Source organism: Pseudomonas sp. NA-150 (genome assembly GCF_044336365.1).
Classification (GTDB): Bacteria; Pseudomonadota; Gammaproteobacteria; order Pseudomonadales; family Pseudomonadaceae; genus Aquipseudomonas.
Genome location: NZ_CP172305.1, coordinates 1,972,846 through 1,988,401, shown reverse-complemented (window position 1 = coordinate 1,988,401; position 15,556 = coordinate 1,972,846). Strand labels below are relative to the sequence as shown.

Sequence of the window (15,556 nt, the reverse complement as noted above, 5' to 3'; positions counted from 1 at the left end):
CCACGCATACCGTCGCAAGGAGCGCACCATGACCAACCTACAGATCTACGCACTTATAGCCCTTTCACTTTCCGCTGCCGCGCTGTACTGGCTCGGCTATAGATTCGGCAAAACCGATGGCCATACCCAGGGCCATGCTGAAGGCGTCGAAGAGGGGCAACGTATCGAACGTGCCAATGAACCGAAAGTGTTCAGAATGCTTGAGTCGTCTCTTCGGCTCATTCGCGCTGAAAACCTCCAACTGGACCAGCAATGCAAAACCCTCAAAGCCTGCCAGATCACCGGTGACGAGGACCGTCACAACCTGCTCGCCATCGCCGACAAACTGAAGCTCGCCAGTGAGACGTTCCGCGCTTTCCCCACTGCGCAAAAAGAGGCGCGGGAAACACTCAAGCTCAGAGACAACGCACTAGCCATCGCCGCACGTCTGGCGCCCATCGCCCAGGAGCGTGCCGCATGAGCGTGATCCTTACTCGCTTCAACAAGCACTTCAATCTGCGCTCGCCCAACGCCGAGCTGATCGACCCTCGGGACATCGCCCACGCACTGGCGCACCTGTGCCGGTTCTACGGACATACGAGCGAGTTCTACAGCGTGGCCCAGCACAGTTGCATCGTCGCCGACCTGGTACCGGAAGAGCACAAGCTGGCGGCCCTACTCCACGACGCGACCGAAGCCTACGTCGGCGACATGGCGCGTCCGCTCAAAGCTTGTTTGCCCGAATACCGTAGCGTCGAGTACAGGGTCTGGAAAGCCGTTTGCAAACGCTTCCAGCTCGACCTTGAGCTCCCCGCGTGTGTTGAGAAAGCCGACCTCATCGCACTCGCCACCGAACGCCGCGACCTAATGCCCTCCGATCCGGCTATTTGGGATTGCCTGGTCGACATTGAGCCTATGGCCGAGCGCATTCGCCCTTGGGGGCCTGTTGAAGCCCGCACGACCTACTTTCAGCGATTGATGGACCAGCTCGGTATCGACCACCGGAGGAAAGCGGCATGACTATCGATCAGATTAAACCCAGGGCTGGGGCCGCTTTGCTCCGCGCTGCAGGTAGGGGCGCTGCGCAAGAAACAGAGAGTCTCTGCTGCGAAGCAGCAGGCATTACTTTCCCTCTGCGCGGCACTGAGATGGTGTTTGTACCCCACGAAAAGCTGCGCGGGGCAGCCAAGTCCGAGGTAACGCTGAACGCTTGGGAACGCCCGCTCGCGCAGCCTGCCTTGGGGTATAAGCAGATTCAGCTCAAGGAGGCCGCGTGAATGAGCTGGCTCTTTTCGCAGGCGCTGGTGGTGGAATACTCGGCGGCGTTCTCCTGGGATGGCGCACCGTCTGCGCCGTTGAGCGTGATGCCTACGCAGCACAAATTCTGGCGCAACGACAAAACGATGGATTGCTCCCGTCTTTCCCAATTTGGTCTGACGTGCGCAGTTTTGACGGCAAGCCATGGCGAGGCCTTGTTGACGTGGTTTCGGGTGGATTCCCTTGCCAGGACATCTCAGCGGCCGGGCATGGTGCTGGCATCGCTGGCGCTCGATCGGGGCTGTGGGGGGAAATGGCACGAATCGTCGGCGAGGTACGACCTGAATTCGTCTGGGTGGAAAACTCACCGCTGCTTGTGGGAAGAGGACTTGCCGTGGTCCTCGGTGATCTTGCCGAAATGGGGTATGACGCTCGCTGGGGTGTTGTGGGAGCAGCAGACCTCGGCGCGCCCCACCAGCGCGACCGCATCTGGATTGTGGCCAACACCAACGGTCCACGGGAATCACAACCAACCTGGTGCGAGCAAGAACGCCGGCTGGGGCCTGTCGAGTACCGCCAAGCAATGGCCGACGCCGACAGCATCGCTGGCCAGCAAGGGTGGACGGATCACCCCACGGAAAAGCCGCGAAGGCGGAACGCTGATCGAGGCAGTGGCAGCCAGAACATGGCCGACACCGGTAGCCAGCATGGCGAAGGGCTCGTCCCCGGCAGCGCTGAAACGCAAGTCCGGCGCCGACCGGTCCAACGACCGCCTGGATCATGCCGTCATGGCTTCGGACGGTGGCCAACTGAACCCGGAATGGGTCGAGTGGCTCATGGGGTGGCCCATCGGGTGGACCGAATTAAAGCCCTTGGGAACGGACAGGTTCCGCGAGTGGCAGCAGCAACATTCAAATTACTACTTGAACAATGATGGCCAGGAGGCTGCATGAGCGAAAGCATGGATTTCCAAAGCGAGACCCTTACTGAAGATGAGATGGCCACTATCACTGGTTATCAGACTCCCTCTCGGCAAATTGGATGGCTTCAAAATAACGGCTGGCAACACGTTCTCACTGGCGCAAGACGTCCGGTTGTCGGGCGCGTTTATGCACGCCTCAAACTTGCGGGCGTAAAACCCTCCCCAACAAGCGCAGTGTCAGAGCCATGGACACTGGATTTATCGCGGGTGGGCTAACGAGTGCGCATTAAAAAGTCAGCTAACCGCGACCTGCCGCCAAGAATGCTCAGGCGCGTCAGAACGATGAAAAGCGGAAAGTTATGGGTCGGGTATTACTACGACGGAAAAGATGAATCAGGCAAACGACGGGAGATCCCGCTCGGGACTGATTTAGATATAGCGAAAGTGGAATGGGCAAAGCTGGACCGCAAGGCTGTGCCGCTGATCGTGAAACTTCTCGGCCAGGTCTTCGATCGTTATGAGCGTGATGTCATACCAGCCAAGAAATCGAGTACTCAGCGCGAGAATCTGTTGGCCTTGAAGCAGCTACGAGCAGCCTTCGGTGATGCCCCTATCGACGCCATTACTCCGCAGGCAATTGCCCAGTACCGGGACGCCCGAACTGCCAAGGTTCGCGCCAACAGGGAAATATCGCTGTTATCGCACATCTACAACATGGCTAGGGAATGGGGCATCACCAACATCGAAAATCCAGTATCTGGAGTCCGTAAAAACAAGGAGCGGCCACGCGACTTTTACGCCAGCCCTGAAATATGGGACGCCGTCTACAAGAAGGCGCCATTAGAGCTACGTGACGCAATGGACCTGGCCTATCTCACAGGGCAGCGCCCTGCTGATGTGTTGTCGATGCGAGCATCCGACATCATCGACGATCACTTGCAGGTTTCGCAGGGGAAAACCTCGAAGAAGCTCAGAATCCGTTTGCTGGGCGATGATGCCAATAACGGGCTGGGCTTGCTGATCGAAAGACTGCTTGAACAACGAAAGGCGCGTGCCGTGCGCAATCCGTACCTGATTATCACGGAGGACGGGCGCAACGTGACCAGGGCAATGCTGAGACTTCGTTTCGATGACGCGCGCAAGGCAGCGGCAGCCCAGGCCATCAAAGAGCAGGATTCGATATTAGCCGCCGGCATTAAACAGTTTCAGTTCCGCGACATCAGACCTAAGGCGGCGAGTGAGATTTTGGACCTCGGACACGCCAGCCGACTGCTTGGACACACCGATAAGCGCATTACTGAGACCGTTTACAGGCGTGTTGGAGAAATTGTTGAACCTACCCGTTGAAGGCCATTTCCCCGCTGAGATGCGGAAACGATCTGATTGATGCGGAAACGATGCGAGATTTCGAGCCAACGCTGCCCAAACTCCAGAAACGAAAAAGCCCTGAATAATCAGGGCCTTGACGTTACAAATATGGCGGAGGCGATGGGATTCGAACTCATGGACCTGTTACAGTCGGCAGTTTTCAAGACTGCTGCCTTAAACCACTCGGCCACACCTCCTATTGCGTTGCGGGCGCCATAATACCCGAATGAAACACACTGTCAAACTCTCTTCATAGCAAGTGGCAGAGCCTCTGTTATGATCTTTGCGTCTGAACATTTCAAACCACCAGGAGTTGCGCCATGCGCGAACAGGATTACGCAGTGAATAACGGCGTGCAGGCCGAGCAGCTAGAGATTAGCCGCGTCCTGCGCAATACGTACGGTCTCCTCGCTCTCACCCTCGCGTTCAGTGGCGTGATGGCGTTCATCGCTCAGCAAAACCATGTTCGTTACCCGAACGTGTTCGTGGTGCTGATCGGCTTCTATGGCCTTTTCTTCCTCACCAATAAATTGCGCGATTCCGCGTGGGGTCTGGTTTCGACCTTCGCCCTGACCGGTTTCATGGGTTACCTGCTGGGCCCGATCCTCAACCGTTACCTGGGTATGCAGGGCGGCGCTGAGGTGGTGAGTTCGGCGTTCGCGATGACCGCATTGGTCTTCGGTGGCCTGTCTGCTTACGTGTTGATCACTCGCAAGGACATGAGCTTCCTCGGTGGTTTCATCACTGCCGGCTTCTTTGTTCTGCTGGGTGCAACGCTGGCCAGCATGTTCTTCCAGATCAGCGGGCTGCAACTGGCGATCAGCGCAGGTTTTGTGCTGTTCTCTTCTGTTTGCATCCTGTTCCAGACCAGCGCCATCATCCAGGGCGGCGAACGTAACTACATCATGGCGACCATCAGCCTGTATGTGTCGATCTACAACCTGTTCATCAGCCTGTTGCAGATCTTCGGCATCATGGGCAGCAGCCGCGATTGATCGGTGCTTGAGCTTCAACAAAAAGCCCGCTTAGCGGGCTTTTTGCTGTCTGCTGCCGGCAAAGTCTTTATCATGACGGCAGATTCATTGACCGAGCCGACCATGAAGTTCGCCCTTGCTCTTTTCTCCGCGGCCCATGCGCCCTCTTCCCGTCGCGCCCTGTTGTTTGCCCAGGCAGCGCTGGCCGGTGGCCATGAGATTGTCCGGTTGTTCTTTTATCAGGACGGTGTACACAGCGCGTCGGGCAATATCGTCACGCCTCAGGACGAGCAAGACATCGCGCGACAGTGGCGTGAGTTTGTCAGTGAGCATCAGCTCGATGGCGTGGTGTGTATTGCTGCCGCACTGCGTCGCGGCGTGCTGAATGAAGAGGAAGCCTCGCGCTACGGACGTTCAGCGGTAAATCTGCTGGCACCGTGGGAGTTGTCGGGGCTGGGTCAGTTGCATGACGCGGTGCAAGATGCCGACCGCCTGATCTGCTTCGGAGGGCCGTGAGATGTCCAAATCCTTGTTGATTATCAGCCGCCAGGCGCCGTGGGCCGGGCCGAGTGCGCGGGAAGCGCTGGATATCGTGCTGGCTGGCGGCGCCTTTGATTTGCCGATCGGCTTACTGTTTATGGATGACGGCGTGCTACAGCTGCTACCCGAACAGAAAGCCGCGCACGTCCAACAGAAAGACCTGACCGCCAACCTGCAGGCATTGTCGCTGTTTGGTATCGATGACCTGTATGTCTGCGGCGAAAGCCTGGTAGAGCGCGGAATCGCCGCTAGCGGTTTGAATATAGATACGCTGCAACTGCTGAACGGGTCAGACATTTCTCTGATTATCGACCGCTACGACCAAGTGATTACGCTCTGATGTCGACTCTGCATGTGTTGTCTCACTCTCCTTTCGCCGACACCCGCCTGACCAGTTGCCTGCGGGTACTCGGCGCGGCTGACGCAGTATTGCTGTCTGGCGACGCGGTGTATGCGTTGCGCCGTGGCTCTGCGCCGATGCACGCGCTGGAAGCGAAGAAAGCCTCGCTCACGCTGTTCGTTCTGGAAGAAGACCTGCTGGCCCGTGATCTGCCTCTGCCGGACTGGGCGCAAAGCGTCGATTACCCGAGCTTCGTCGAGCTGTCGATCCGCTATGACAAGGTCAACACCTGGCTATGAAACAGCTGACGATTGCCGAGCGCAGCATCGCGTTGGATAAAGACGGCTTCCTCGAAGACCTCAACGATTGGTCGACGGAAGTCGCTGCGGCCCTCGCGGTGCAGGAAGATATCGCCCTGAGCCCGGAACACTGGGAAATCCTCGAGTTGCTGCGAGCCTTTTATGCCGAATTCCAGTTATCACCGGCGACTCGCCCGCTGATCAAGTACACGGCGTTGAAGCTGGGCCCGGAAAAAGGCAACAGCATGCACCTCAATCGCCTGTTCAATGGCACTCCCGCCAAACTCGCCGCCAAACTGGCGGGTCTGCCCAAACCGACGAATTGCATATGACCGATTTCGCCCCACTGATCACTGAAACCCCGGCCGAGCACCCGTTCGCGCAGTTCGTGCGCATTCTCGGCAAAGGCAAGCGCGGCGCGCGCGACTTGACCCGCGAAGAAGCCCGCGAGGCCATGGGCATGTTGCTCGACGAAAAGGTTGAGGACACCCAGCTCGGTGCCTTTCTGATGCTATTGCGGCACAAGGAAGAAAGCGCCGAAGAGTTGGCCGGGTTCACCGAGGCGGTGCGCGAACGCCTGAAAACGCCTGCGCTACAGGTCGATGTCGACTGGCCGACCTACGCCGGCAAGAAACGCCATCTGCCGTGGTACCTGTTGGCCGCCAAATGCCTGGCACAAAACGGCGTGCGAGTCCTGATGCATGGCGGCGGCGCACACACGGCCGGGCGTCTCTACACTGAGCAACTGCTGGGTCTGCTGGGCATCCCGTTGTGCCGCAACTGGGAGTCCGTCGGTGCCGCGCTGGAACAACACAATCTGGCGTTCATCCCGTTGGGCGATTGGGCCCCGCAGTTGCAGCGGATGATCGACCTGCGCAATACCCTCGGCCTGCGTTCGCCAATTCATTCGCTGGCCCGAGCACTGAACCCGCTGGGCGCCCGCGTTGGCTTGCAAAGCATTTTCCACCCTGGTTATCAAGGTATGCACCGCGAGGCCAGCGGCCTGTTGGGCGACAACGCGATTGTGATCAAGGGTGACGGCGGCGAAGTCGAAATCAACCCGGACACCATTAGCCATTTGTACGGCACCACCGGCGGGCAAAGCTGGGACGAAGAATGGCCGGCATTGGCGGAACGACGTCACGTCAAACCCTCCACCCTCGACCCGAATCAGATGACGGCCCTGTGGCGCGGCGAAATCGAAGACAGTTATCCACAATTGGCGCTGATTTCCACCATTGCCCTGGCTTTGCGCGGCCTCGGAAGCCCGCGAGATGAAGCCTTCGCCTTGGCTCGGCAGTATTGGGATGCGCGGGATAAATCAATTTAATCGATCATACCTGCCCACGCTTTGCGCTATTCGTTCGAACCTTTCTAATTAAAACTGCCTCCAACGCCAAACAGTGCAGGAGACAGAGATGGGCCTTTTGATCGACGGACGCTGGCACGACCAGTGGTATCAGAGCAGCAAAGAAGGCGCGTTCCAGCGCGAAAACGCGCAGCGCCGCAACTGGGTCACTGCCGATGGCAAGCCTGGCCCGAGCGGCGAAGGCGGCTTCGCGGCCAAGGCCGGTCGTTACCACTTGTACGTGTCTCTCGCCTGCCCGTGGGCTCACCGCACGCTGATCCTGCGTAAGCTGAAAGGTTTGGAAAGCCTGATCGATGTGTCCGTAGTCAGTTGGCTGATGCTGGAAAACGGCTGGACCTTCGACAAGGCTACTGGCTCCACCGGCGATGCGCTGGACGACTTCGACTTCATTCACCAGCGTTACACCGCCGATGATGCGACCTACACCGGCCGGGTTACCGTGCCGCTGTTGTGGGACAAACAGCAACAACGCATCGTCAGCAATGAATCGTCGGAAATCATCCGCATGTTCAACTCGGCGTTCGACGGTCTGACCGGCAATGAGCTGAATCTGTATCCAGAGGCGTTGCGCCCGGCGATCAATGAACTCAACGATCGTATCTATCCGGCCGTGAATAACGGCGTGTACCGCGCGGGCTTTGCCACCTCGCAAGCAGCTTACGAAGAAGCGTTCGATGGTCTGTTCGCCGAACTGGACTCACTGGAAGCATTGCTGGGCAAGAATCGCTACCTGACCGGCGAGTACCTGACCGAGGCCGATATCCGCCTGTTTACTACCATCGTGCGTTTCGATGCGGTGTATTACGGCCACTTCAAGTGCAACCTGCGGCGGATTGCCGATTACCCGCACCTGAGCAACTGGTTGCGTGAGTTGTATCAGTGGGAAGGTGTTGCCGAGACGGTGGATATTACCCACATCAAGAGCCATTACTACGCAAGTCACCGTACCATCAACCCGACGGGTGTTGTGCCTAAGGGGCCGGATCTGAAGCTGGAGGCGGGTCATGATCGCGAGCGTTTGAGCGGTCGCGGTATCTGGGTTGGGGCTTGATGCAGCGATCTTGCGTCAGCCCAGATCTACTGTAGGAGTTGCCGAAGGCTGTGATTGGCATCAAAACGCGGCGACCGGTTCCCGGTCGATCGCAGCCTTCGGCAGCTCCTACAGAAGCGGGGGCTCTTGCGGTAAGGTCAAACCTGTGACTGGGCGCCTTCGAACCACGCCAGTTTTTCCCGCAACTGCACCACTTCCCCGACGATCACCAGCGTAGGTGCATGAACTTCATGCTCCGCGACCAGTTGTGGCAGGTTGGCCAGGGTCCCGGTAAATACTCGCTGATTCGAGGTAGTACCCTGCTGGATCAGCGCAGCCGGGGTGTCGGCCGAGCGGCCGTGCTTGATCAGTTGCTCGCAGATAATCGGCAAACCGATCAGCCCCATGTAGAACACCAGGGTCTGGGCCGGGGCGACCAGGTCATCCCAAGGCAGGTCACTGGTCCCGTCTTTCAGGTGACCGGTGACGAAGCGCACGGACTGCGCGTAATCACGATGGGTCAGCGGAATACCGGCGTAAGCCGCACAACCACTGGCAGCGGTAATACCCGGAACTACCTGGAACGGGATGCCATTGGCCGCCAGCTCTTCGATCTCTTCACCGCCACGGCCGAAGATGAACGGATCGCCGCCCTTCAGCCGCAGTACGCGCTTACCTTGTTTGGCCAGATCAACCAATTGCTGGTTGATCTGATCCTGCGGCAAGGCATGGTCGGCGCGCTGCTTGCCGACATATACCCGTTCGGCATCGCGACGGCACAGTTCGAGAATCGCCGGTGCCACCAGGCGGTCATACAGCACCACGTCGGCTTGCTGCATCAGGCGCAAGGCGCGGAAGGTCAGCAAATCCGGATCACCCGGTCCCGCCCCCACCAGATACACCTCGCCCGGCGCGTTCGGCGCATCGCCGGCGATCTTCGCCAACAGCAGACGCTCGGCTTCGGCGCCCTGCCCGGCCAATTGACGATCCGCAATCGGGCCCTGGAAGACATCTTCCCAGAACGCCCGACGCTGTTGCACATCCGGAAACAGGTTCTTCACCTGTGTCCGGAAACGCGCGGCGAGCCCGGCCAATTGGCCGTAGGTCGAGGGAATCCAGGTTTCCAGCTTGGCGCGAATCAACCGCGCCAACACCGGCGCGTCGCCACCGCTGGAGACCGCAATCACCAGGGGTGAGCGGTCAACAATGGCCGGGAAAATCACGCTGCACAGGGCCGGAGCATCCACCACATTGACCGGCACACAACGCCGCTTGGCATCGTCGGACACCCGAGCGTTGAGCGGCTCGTCATCGGTGGCGGCAATGATCAGTACGCAGCCATCCAGATCGCTTTCGGCGTAGCCGCGCAGAATCAGTTCACCGCTGCCCTGTTGAACCAACTCGCGCAACTGCGTTTCGATTTCGGGTGCAACAACCCGCAACACAGCCCCGGCATCCGCGAGCAGGCGTGATTTGCGCAAGGCAATCTCACCCCCACCCACGACCAGCACGCGACTGCCACGCAGGTTATGAAACAGCGGCAGGAATTCCATTTAGCCGATGACCTCAATGCCACCCATGTAAGGCTTGAGCACGTCCGGAACGCGAATCGAACCGTCGGCTTGCTGGTAGTTTTCCAGCACCGCTACCAGGGTACGACCGACCGCCAAACCGGAACCGTTCAGGGTGTGAACCAGTTCTGGCTTGCCAGTTTCCGGGTTACGCCAGCGCGCTTGCATGCGACGCGCCTGGAAGTCACCGCAGTTCGAGCACGAGGAGATTTCGCGGTATTTGTCCTGGCTCGGGATCCAGACTTCGAGGTCGTAGGTCTTGACCGCACTGAAACCCATGTCGCCGGTGCACAACGCCAGCACGCGATACGGCAGTTCCAGCAGTTGCAGAACGCGTTCGGCGTTGCCGGTCAGGGCTTCCAGCGCTTCCTGGGATTTATCAGGTTCGACGATCTGCACCATCTCGACCTTGTCGAATTGGTGCTGACGAATCATCCCACGGGTATCGCGACCCGACGCACCGGCTTCGCTCCGGAAGCACGGGGTGTGTGCCACGAATTTCAGCGGCAGTTGTTTCGAATCGAGTATTTCGCCGGCGACGATGTTGGTCAGCGACACTTCAGCGGTCGGGATCAGGTACAGATCGGCTTCGCCTTCGCGGGATATCTTGAACAGATCTTCTTCGAACTTCGGCAACTGACCGGTGCCCTGAAGCGCTGGCGCCTGGACCAGGTACGGGGTGTAGGCTTCTTCGTAACCGTGTTCGGTGACGTGCAGGTTGATCATGAACTGCGCCAGAGCGCGATGCAGGCGAGCGATCGGGCCGCGCAGCAAGGCAAAACGTGCGCCGGACAATTTGGCCGCGGTTTCAAAATCCAGCCAGCCGAATTTTTCACCCAGCGCCACATGGTCCTGGACCTCGAAATCGAACACCGTTGGATTGCTCCAGCGACGGACTTCAACGTTGTCTTCTTCGTCAGCGCCGATCGGTACCGATTCATGCGGCAGGTTCGGCATGTTGAGCATCATCGCGTCCAGCTCGGCCTGGATCGCATCCAGCTCGACCTTGCCGGTGGTCAACTCGTCGCCCATGCGTTCGACGTCAGCCATCAACGGCGCGATGTCTTCGCCGCGCTGCTTGGCCTGACCGATGGATTTGGAACGGGCATTACGCTCGGCCTGCAACTGTTCAGTGCGGGTCTGGACGGTCTTGCGCTGAGCTTCCAGCGCTTCGATGCGGGCCACGTCCAGGGTAAAACCACGGGACGCCAGGCGATCCGCTACGTCCTGAAGTTGGGTACGTAACAGTTTGGAATCGAGCATATCGTTCTCTCGTCTATCAATGTTGGGTCTAGGACAGGGCGCCCGGGTTGCAGGCCACTCGTCGAAATAGAAATGACGCGGTCAGCGAGCGTCAGCTACAGGTAACAAAGGGCAATAATGTACCAGCGATCCCGGCTATCGACACGGCCAGAATCGTTCGAATCACCACTTTCTCCGCTGTCGCGGGCTGGCAGCGTCGAGTGCGGCCAGATGTTTGAGTTTTTCGCCGATCTTCAGCTCCAGTCCGCGCGGTACCGGCTGGTAATACTGACGCGGCTCCAGTTCCTCGGGGAAGTAGTCTTCTCCGGCGGCATAAGCGTCGGGTTCATCGTGGGCATAACGGTATTCTTCGCCATAACCGAGCTGTTTCATCAGCTTGGTCGGCGCATTGCGCAGGTGCAGCGGGACTTCCAGCGAGCCATGCTCGGTGACTTCGCGCATGGCGGTCTTGAACGCCATGTACACCGCGTTGCTCTTCGGTGCGCAGGCGAGATAGACGATGGCCTGGGCCACGGCCAGTTCGCCCTCCGGGCTGCCGAGGCGCTCCTGCACGTCCCACGCCGACATGCACAACGGCAGCGCGCGTGGGTCGGCATTGCCGATGTCTTCGCTGGCCATGCGCACCACGCGGCGCGCCAGGTACAGCGGATCGCAGCCGCCATCGATCATCCGCGCGAACCAGTACAGCGCGGCATCGGGATTGGAACCACGAATCGATTTGTGCAGCGCGGAAATCTGGTCGTAAAAGGCCTCGCCGCCCTTGTCGAAACGGCGACGGCTATCGCCGAGCAGGCTTTGCAGCAGCTCGACAGCAATTTCACTGCCGTCTTCGGCCAGGTCGGAAGCGTTTTCCAGCAGGTTGAGCATGCGCCGACCATCCCCATCAGCCGCCGCCAAGAGGATCTTGAAGCCCTCATCCCCGAGGCTCAGTTGATGCTTGCCCAGCCCGCGCTCCTCGGTCAACGCCCGCTGCACCAGCTTGCGCAAAGCGGCTTCGTCGAGGCTCTTGAGCACGTACACCCGGGCCCGCGAGAGCAAGGCGTTGTTCAGTTCGAACGAAGGGTTTTCCGTGGTGGCGCCGATGAAGATCAGCGTGCCGTCTTCCACGTAAGGCAGGAACGCATCCTGTTGCGATTTGTTGAAGCGATGCACTTCGTCAACGAACAGGATGGTGCGACGACCATATTGCCCGGCCTGCTGCTTGGCGATTTCCACCGCCTGACGGATCTCCTTGACCCCGGCCAGCACCGCCGAGACCGTTTCGAAGTGCGCATCCGAGACCTTCGCCAGCAACCGCGCCAGGGTGGTTTTACCCACGCCCGGCGGGCCCCAGAAAATCATCGAATGCAGGGCGCCTTGCTCCAGCGCCTCACGCAGAGGCTTGCCATGAGCGAGCAAGTGCTCCTGACCGACGTACTCGTCCAAGTTGGTGGCACGCAAGCGCGCCGCCAGAGGTTGAGCAATCGGTTCACTACGAAACAGATCCATGGGCTGCGCTTGAAACCTCTTATTCCTGAATGACGTCAGCGCCTTTCGGGGTGACGAACTGGAATTTGCTCGCAGGGATCGGCTCGTTGGCTTTCACAGCGGTGAACAGGATATTGGTGCGCTGACCGACGCTGTCGACCAGTTGCATGTCATTGATCAGGCCCTTGCGGAACGACAGGCGCAGGCTGTCGAACAGCGTGTCCTTGGTTTTCGGCTTGAGCGTGAAGTCAATCACTTCGCCGGCTTCCTTGGCACTGATGTCGAAGCTTTCATTGATCTTCGATACGTCGCCCGACAGCAACAGCGCCGGGGTCTGGGTCAGGCGCACGTCGAGCTTCTTGATCGTTACTTGCTGCAGGTCAGGGTCCCACAGCGACACTTTCTGGCCATCGGAGACCATCAACTGCTCCTGCGGCGCATCAGTGTGCCAGTAGAACAGCCCTGGACGCTGCAGCGACATGTCGCCAGCGGTTTCCTGCAATTGAGTGCCGGAGCCGTCCAGGGTCAGCTGGGAGAAGCGCGCGCTCAGGGTTTTGGAGTTCTCAAGCAATTGGGTCAGACGTGCAACGTCCTTGCTGTCGGCATGGGCCGAAACGGCGGTAAAAGCCAGTGCAGATACCATCAACATGCGGATAAGGCGCATGGGAGTCCTCTATGAATTCAGTGAAAGTCCGAAGGGCGCAGGGTTGCGCTATTCGGGTCAGTCGCGCATCGGGCTCGGCGCGATCACTTCACGCGAGCCATTGGTGTTCATGGAGGTGACGACGCCCGCCATCTCCATCGCCTCGATCATCCGCGCGGCGCGGTTGTAGCCGATCTTCAGCTTGCGCTGCACGGCAGAGATAGACGCGCGACGGCTTTCCAGGACAAAGCGCACGGCTTCGTCATAGAGCGCATCGCTTTCGCTGTCCTCTTCGCCACCGCCACCGCCATCAAAGCCGCTACCGGCCTCTTCAACGCCCGCCAGAATGTCTTCGTTGTAGTCCGGCGTGCCGCGTAGCTTCCACGCTTCTACGACGCGGTGTACCTCATCGTCGGACACGAATGCACCATGAACACGAATCGGCAGGCTGGTGCCCGGCGGCATGTACAGCATGTCACCGTGGCCCAGCAATTGTTCGGCGCCACCCTGGTCAATGATGGTTCGGGAGTCGATCTTGCTCGACACCTGAAACGCCATCCGCGTCGGGATGTTGGCCTTGATCAGACCGGTGATCACGTCCACCGACGGACGCTGGGTCGCCAGAATCAAGTGAATACCGGCGGCCCGGGCTTTTTGCGCGATACGCGCGATCAGTTCTTCGACCTTTTTGCCGACGATCATCATCATGTCGGCGAATTCGTCTACCACCACCACGATGGTTGGCAGCTTGGTCAGCAGCGGCGCTTCATCGTGAATGCTTTCACGGTGATACAGGGGATCGACCAGCGGTGTGCCAGCGTCCTGAGCTTCCTTGACCTTGTGGTTGAAGCCCGACAGGTTACGCACGCCCATCTTCGCCATCAATTTGTAACGCCGCTCCATCTCGGCAACGCTCCAGCGCAGGGCGTTGGCGGCATCTTTCATGTCGGTCACCACCGGGCACAGCAAGTGCGGGATGCCTTCGTAGATCGACAATTCAAGCATTTTCGGGTCGATCATGATCAGTTTGGCGTCTTCCGGGCCCGACTTGAACAGGATCGACAGGATCATCGCGTTGACACCGACTGACTTACCGGAACCGGTGGTACCGGCCACCAGCAGGTGCGGCATCTTCGCCAGGTCGGTGATCACCGGGCGACCGCCGATGTCATGGCCAAGGGCCAAAGTGACCGGCGACTTGGCGTCATCGTATTCAGGCGTCGACAGCACTTCGGAGAAGCGCACGATCTGCCGGTCTTCGTTGGGAATCTCGATACCGACGGTGGTCTTGCCGGGAATCACTTCCACCACCCGCACGCTGGTCACGGCCAGCGAGCGCGCCAGATCCTTGGCCAGGTTGGAGATGCGACTGACCTTTACCCCGGCCGCCGGCTGGATTTCGTAACGGGTAATTACCGGGCCTGGGTGAATGGAATCCACCGTGACCTCGACCCCGAACTCCTTGAGTTTGATTTCCAGCAGATGACCGACGGCCGCCAGCGATTCCGGGGAGTAATTGAGTTGTTTCTTCTCCGCCGGGTCGAGGATCGAGATTGGCGGCAAAGTGCCTTCCACGGCGCTGTCGACGAACAACTGCACCTGTTTCTCTTTCTGCACGCGCTTGCTCGGCTCGGGCGCTTTGATCGGAGCCGGAGCGATCACGGCCGGTACGTGCTTCTCACGCTCGATCATGTGCTTGCTGAGGGACTCTTCACGCTCGATCAGACGCTCTTTAGCCTTGGCCTGCTCACGGCGGTCTGGAGCAACGGGCGCCACGACTTCGTTGACGCGGTTATCCACCTCGCGCAACTGCGCCACCATCTGCCGGCGCTCGGTGCGATCCGACCACCAGCGATTCGCCGCGCTCTGGATCAACTCGAACAAGTCGAGGGTGATCTTGCCGGTGATGTCCATCACCTTGAACCACGACAGGTCGGTGAACACGGTCAAACCGAACAGGAACAGGGCAATGAACAACAGCGTGCTGCCCTGAATATTCAAGGCACGCTCCGCCAGATCCCCCAGGCTTTCGCCCAGCGCACCGCCGGCCGAAGCCGGCAAGCCTGCGGTGAAATGGAAATGGATATGCGCCAGCGCGGCCCCGGACAGTACCAGGAACACCAGACCGATCAAACGCCAGGAGAACAGCCAGCCACTCCACTGCCACGGCTCGTGGCGTTGCTGGAAGACCTGCCAGGTCTTGATCGCCAGCAATAGCGGGAAGATATAGGCGAAGTAACCGAGCACCATGAACAGGATGTCTGCCGCGAAGGCACCTGCGCGGCCTGCTGCGTTCTGCACCTGTTGCGAGTTACTGGTATGGCTCCAGCCGGGATCGGTCTGGTCGTAGGTCAACAACGCCATCATCAGATACAGGCACAGGGCGCCAAAAGCGATCAGCGCACCTTCCTTGAGTCGGTAGTGCAAGTGCTGACGCCACAGCGGAACGGGACTGGTTGCTACGGTGGATTTCTTCAAAACGCTTCTATTCCTGCGCCTGGGCGCGAACATCTGATTATTGACTACGAACTACT

At 59.2% G+C, this 15,556-nt stretch carries 18 protein-coding genes and 1 tRNA gene; 13 read left to right on the top strand and 6 right to left on the bottom strand.

The genetic code is table 11. The features are described from left to right. Positions 1 to 28 precede the first annotated feature (28 nt). Genes ACF0H7_RS09480 through ACF0H7_RS09455 form a run of 6 tightly spaced genes read left to right on the top strand, consistent with a single transcriptional unit; the run spans position 29 to position 3,505 of the window. Positions 29 to 460, top strand: a complete 432-nt coding sequence (locus tag ACF0H7_RS09480) for a hypothetical protein (protein WP_397452499.1) — start codon at positions 29 to 31, stop codon at positions 458 to 460. Next, the gene (locus ACF0H7_RS09475; protein ID WP_397452498.1) at positions 457 to 999 is read left to right on the top strand and encodes a phosphohydrolase; all 543 of its coding nucleotides are present in this window, start codon (positions 457 to 459) and stop codon (positions 997 to 999) included. Before ACF0H7_RS09480 ends, ACF0H7_RS09475 begins: the two co-directional genes overlap by 4 nt. After that, complete coding sequence (locus ACF0H7_RS09470) at positions 996 to 1,256, top strand: hypothetical protein (RefSeq protein ID WP_397452497.1); 261 nt, start codon at positions 996 to 998, stop codon at positions 1,254 to 1,256. Before ACF0H7_RS09475 ends, ACF0H7_RS09470 begins: the two co-directional genes overlap by 4 nt. Continuing rightward, positions 1,253 to 2,170 (top strand): DNA cytosine methyltransferase, encoded by a 918-nt coding sequence (locus ACF0H7_RS09465; protein ID WP_397452496.1) that lies wholly within the window; start codon positions 1,253 to 1,255, stop codon positions 2,168 to 2,170. Before ACF0H7_RS09470 ends, ACF0H7_RS09465 begins: the two co-directional genes overlap by 4 nt. 27 nt (positions 2,171 to 2,197) lie before the next feature. Next, positions 2,198 to 2,434, top strand: a complete 237-nt coding sequence (locus tag ACF0H7_RS09460) for a DUF4224 domain-containing protein (RefSeq protein ID WP_397453867.1) — start codon at positions 2,198 to 2,200, stop codon at positions 2,432 to 2,434. Between the two features lie 3 nt (positions 2,435 to 2,437). Next, entirely contained in the window at positions 2,438 to 3,505 is a 1,068-nt protein-coding gene (locus ACF0H7_RS09455) for a tyrosine-type recombinase/integrase (RefSeq protein WP_397452495.1), read from the top strand. Between the two features lie 130 nt (positions 3,506 to 3,635). On the opposite strand, the gene ACF0H7_RS09450 is transcribed toward ACF0H7_RS09455, so the two are convergent. Beyond that, positions 3,636 to 3,723: transfer RNA gene (locus ACF0H7_RS09450), tRNA-Ser, on the bottom strand. A gap of 123 nt (positions 3,724 to 3,846) precedes the next feature. Between ACF0H7_RS09450 and ACF0H7_RS09445 the strand changes: the two genes are divergently transcribed. From ACF0H7_RS09445 to ACF0H7_RS09415, 7 genes are all read left to right on the top strand, one after another. Continuing rightward, the gene (locus tag ACF0H7_RS09445; RefSeq protein WP_397452494.1) at positions 3,847 to 4,521 is read left to right on the top strand and encodes a Bax inhibitor-1/YccA family protein; all 675 of its coding nucleotides are present in this window, start codon (positions 3,847 to 3,849) and stop codon (positions 4,519 to 4,521) included. A gap of 102 nt (positions 4,522 to 4,623) precedes the next feature. Continuing rightward, positions 4,624 to 5,016: a sulfurtransferase complex subunit TusD gene (tusD, locus tag ACF0H7_RS09440; protein WP_397453866.1), complete on the top strand. Its 393-nt coding sequence runs from the start codon at positions 4,624 to 4,626 to the stop codon at positions 5,014 to 5,016. Between the two features lies 1 nt (position 5,017). Next, entirely contained in the window at positions 5,018 to 5,380 is a 363-nt protein-coding gene (gene tusC, locus ACF0H7_RS09435; RefSeq protein WP_397452493.1) for a sulfurtransferase complex subunit TusC, read from the top strand. Further along, entirely contained in the window at positions 5,380 to 5,679 is a 300-nt protein-coding gene (gene tusB, locus ACF0H7_RS09430) for a sulfurtransferase complex subunit TusB (RefSeq protein ID WP_397452492.1), read from the top strand. The genes tusC and tusB overlap by 1 nt, the downstream gene beginning before the upstream one ends. Beyond that, the gene (locus ACF0H7_RS09425) at positions 5,676 to 6,011 is read left to right on the top strand and encodes a TusE/DsrC/DsvC family sulfur relay protein (protein ID WP_397452491.1); all 336 of its coding nucleotides are present in this window, start codon (positions 5,676 to 5,678) and stop codon (positions 6,009 to 6,011) included. The genes tusB and ACF0H7_RS09425 overlap by 4 nt, the downstream gene beginning before the upstream one ends. Next, positions 6,008 to 7,009, top strand: coding sequence for a glycosyl transferase family protein (locus ACF0H7_RS09420; protein WP_397452490.1), 1,002 nt, complete (start codon positions 6,008 to 6,010; stop codon positions 7,007 to 7,009). Before ACF0H7_RS09425 ends, ACF0H7_RS09420 begins: the two co-directional genes overlap by 4 nt. Positions 7,010 to 7,097: 88 nt before the next feature. Then, positions 7,098 to 8,099 (top strand): glutathione S-transferase family protein, encoded by a 1,002-nt coding sequence (locus ACF0H7_RS09415; RefSeq protein ID WP_397452489.1) that lies wholly within the window; start codon positions 7,098 to 7,100, stop codon positions 8,097 to 8,099. A 137-nt stretch (positions 8,100 to 8,236) separates the two neighbouring features. On the opposite strand, the gene cysG is transcribed toward ACF0H7_RS09415, so the two are convergent. The 5 genes from cysG to ftsK form a co-directional block, all read right to left on the bottom strand. Further along, positions 8,237 to 9,631 (bottom strand): siroheme synthase CysG, encoded by a 1,395-nt coding sequence (gene cysG / locus ACF0H7_RS09410; protein WP_397452488.1) that lies wholly within the window; start codon positions 9,629 to 9,631, stop codon positions 8,237 to 8,239. Further along, positions 9,632 to 10,912 (bottom strand): serine--tRNA ligase, encoded by a 1,281-nt coding sequence (gene serS, locus ACF0H7_RS09405; protein ID WP_397452487.1) that lies wholly within the window; start codon positions 10,910 to 10,912, stop codon positions 9,632 to 9,634. A 162-nt stretch (positions 10,913 to 11,074) separates the two neighbouring features. After that, positions 11,075 to 12,400 carry a replication-associated recombination protein A gene (locus ACF0H7_RS09400; RefSeq protein WP_397452486.1) on the bottom strand — a complete coding sequence of 442 codons (1,326 nt, stop codon included), beginning with the start codon at positions 12,398 to 12,400 and terminating at the stop codon, positions 11,075 to 11,077. A gap of 19 nt (positions 12,401 to 12,419) precedes the next feature. Further along, entirely contained in the window at positions 12,420 to 13,043 is a 624-nt protein-coding gene (gene lolA / locus ACF0H7_RS09395; RefSeq protein WP_397452485.1) for an outer membrane lipoprotein chaperone LolA, read from the bottom strand. A gap of 57 nt (positions 13,044 to 13,100) precedes the next feature. Further along, positions 13,101 to 15,533 carry a DNA translocase FtsK gene (ftsK, locus tag ACF0H7_RS09390; protein ID WP_397452484.1) on the bottom strand — a complete coding sequence of 811 codons (2,433 nt, stop codon included), beginning with the start codon at positions 15,531 to 15,533 and terminating at the stop codon, positions 13,101 to 13,103. Between the last annotated feature and the right edge of the window lie 23 nt (positions 15,534 to 15,556).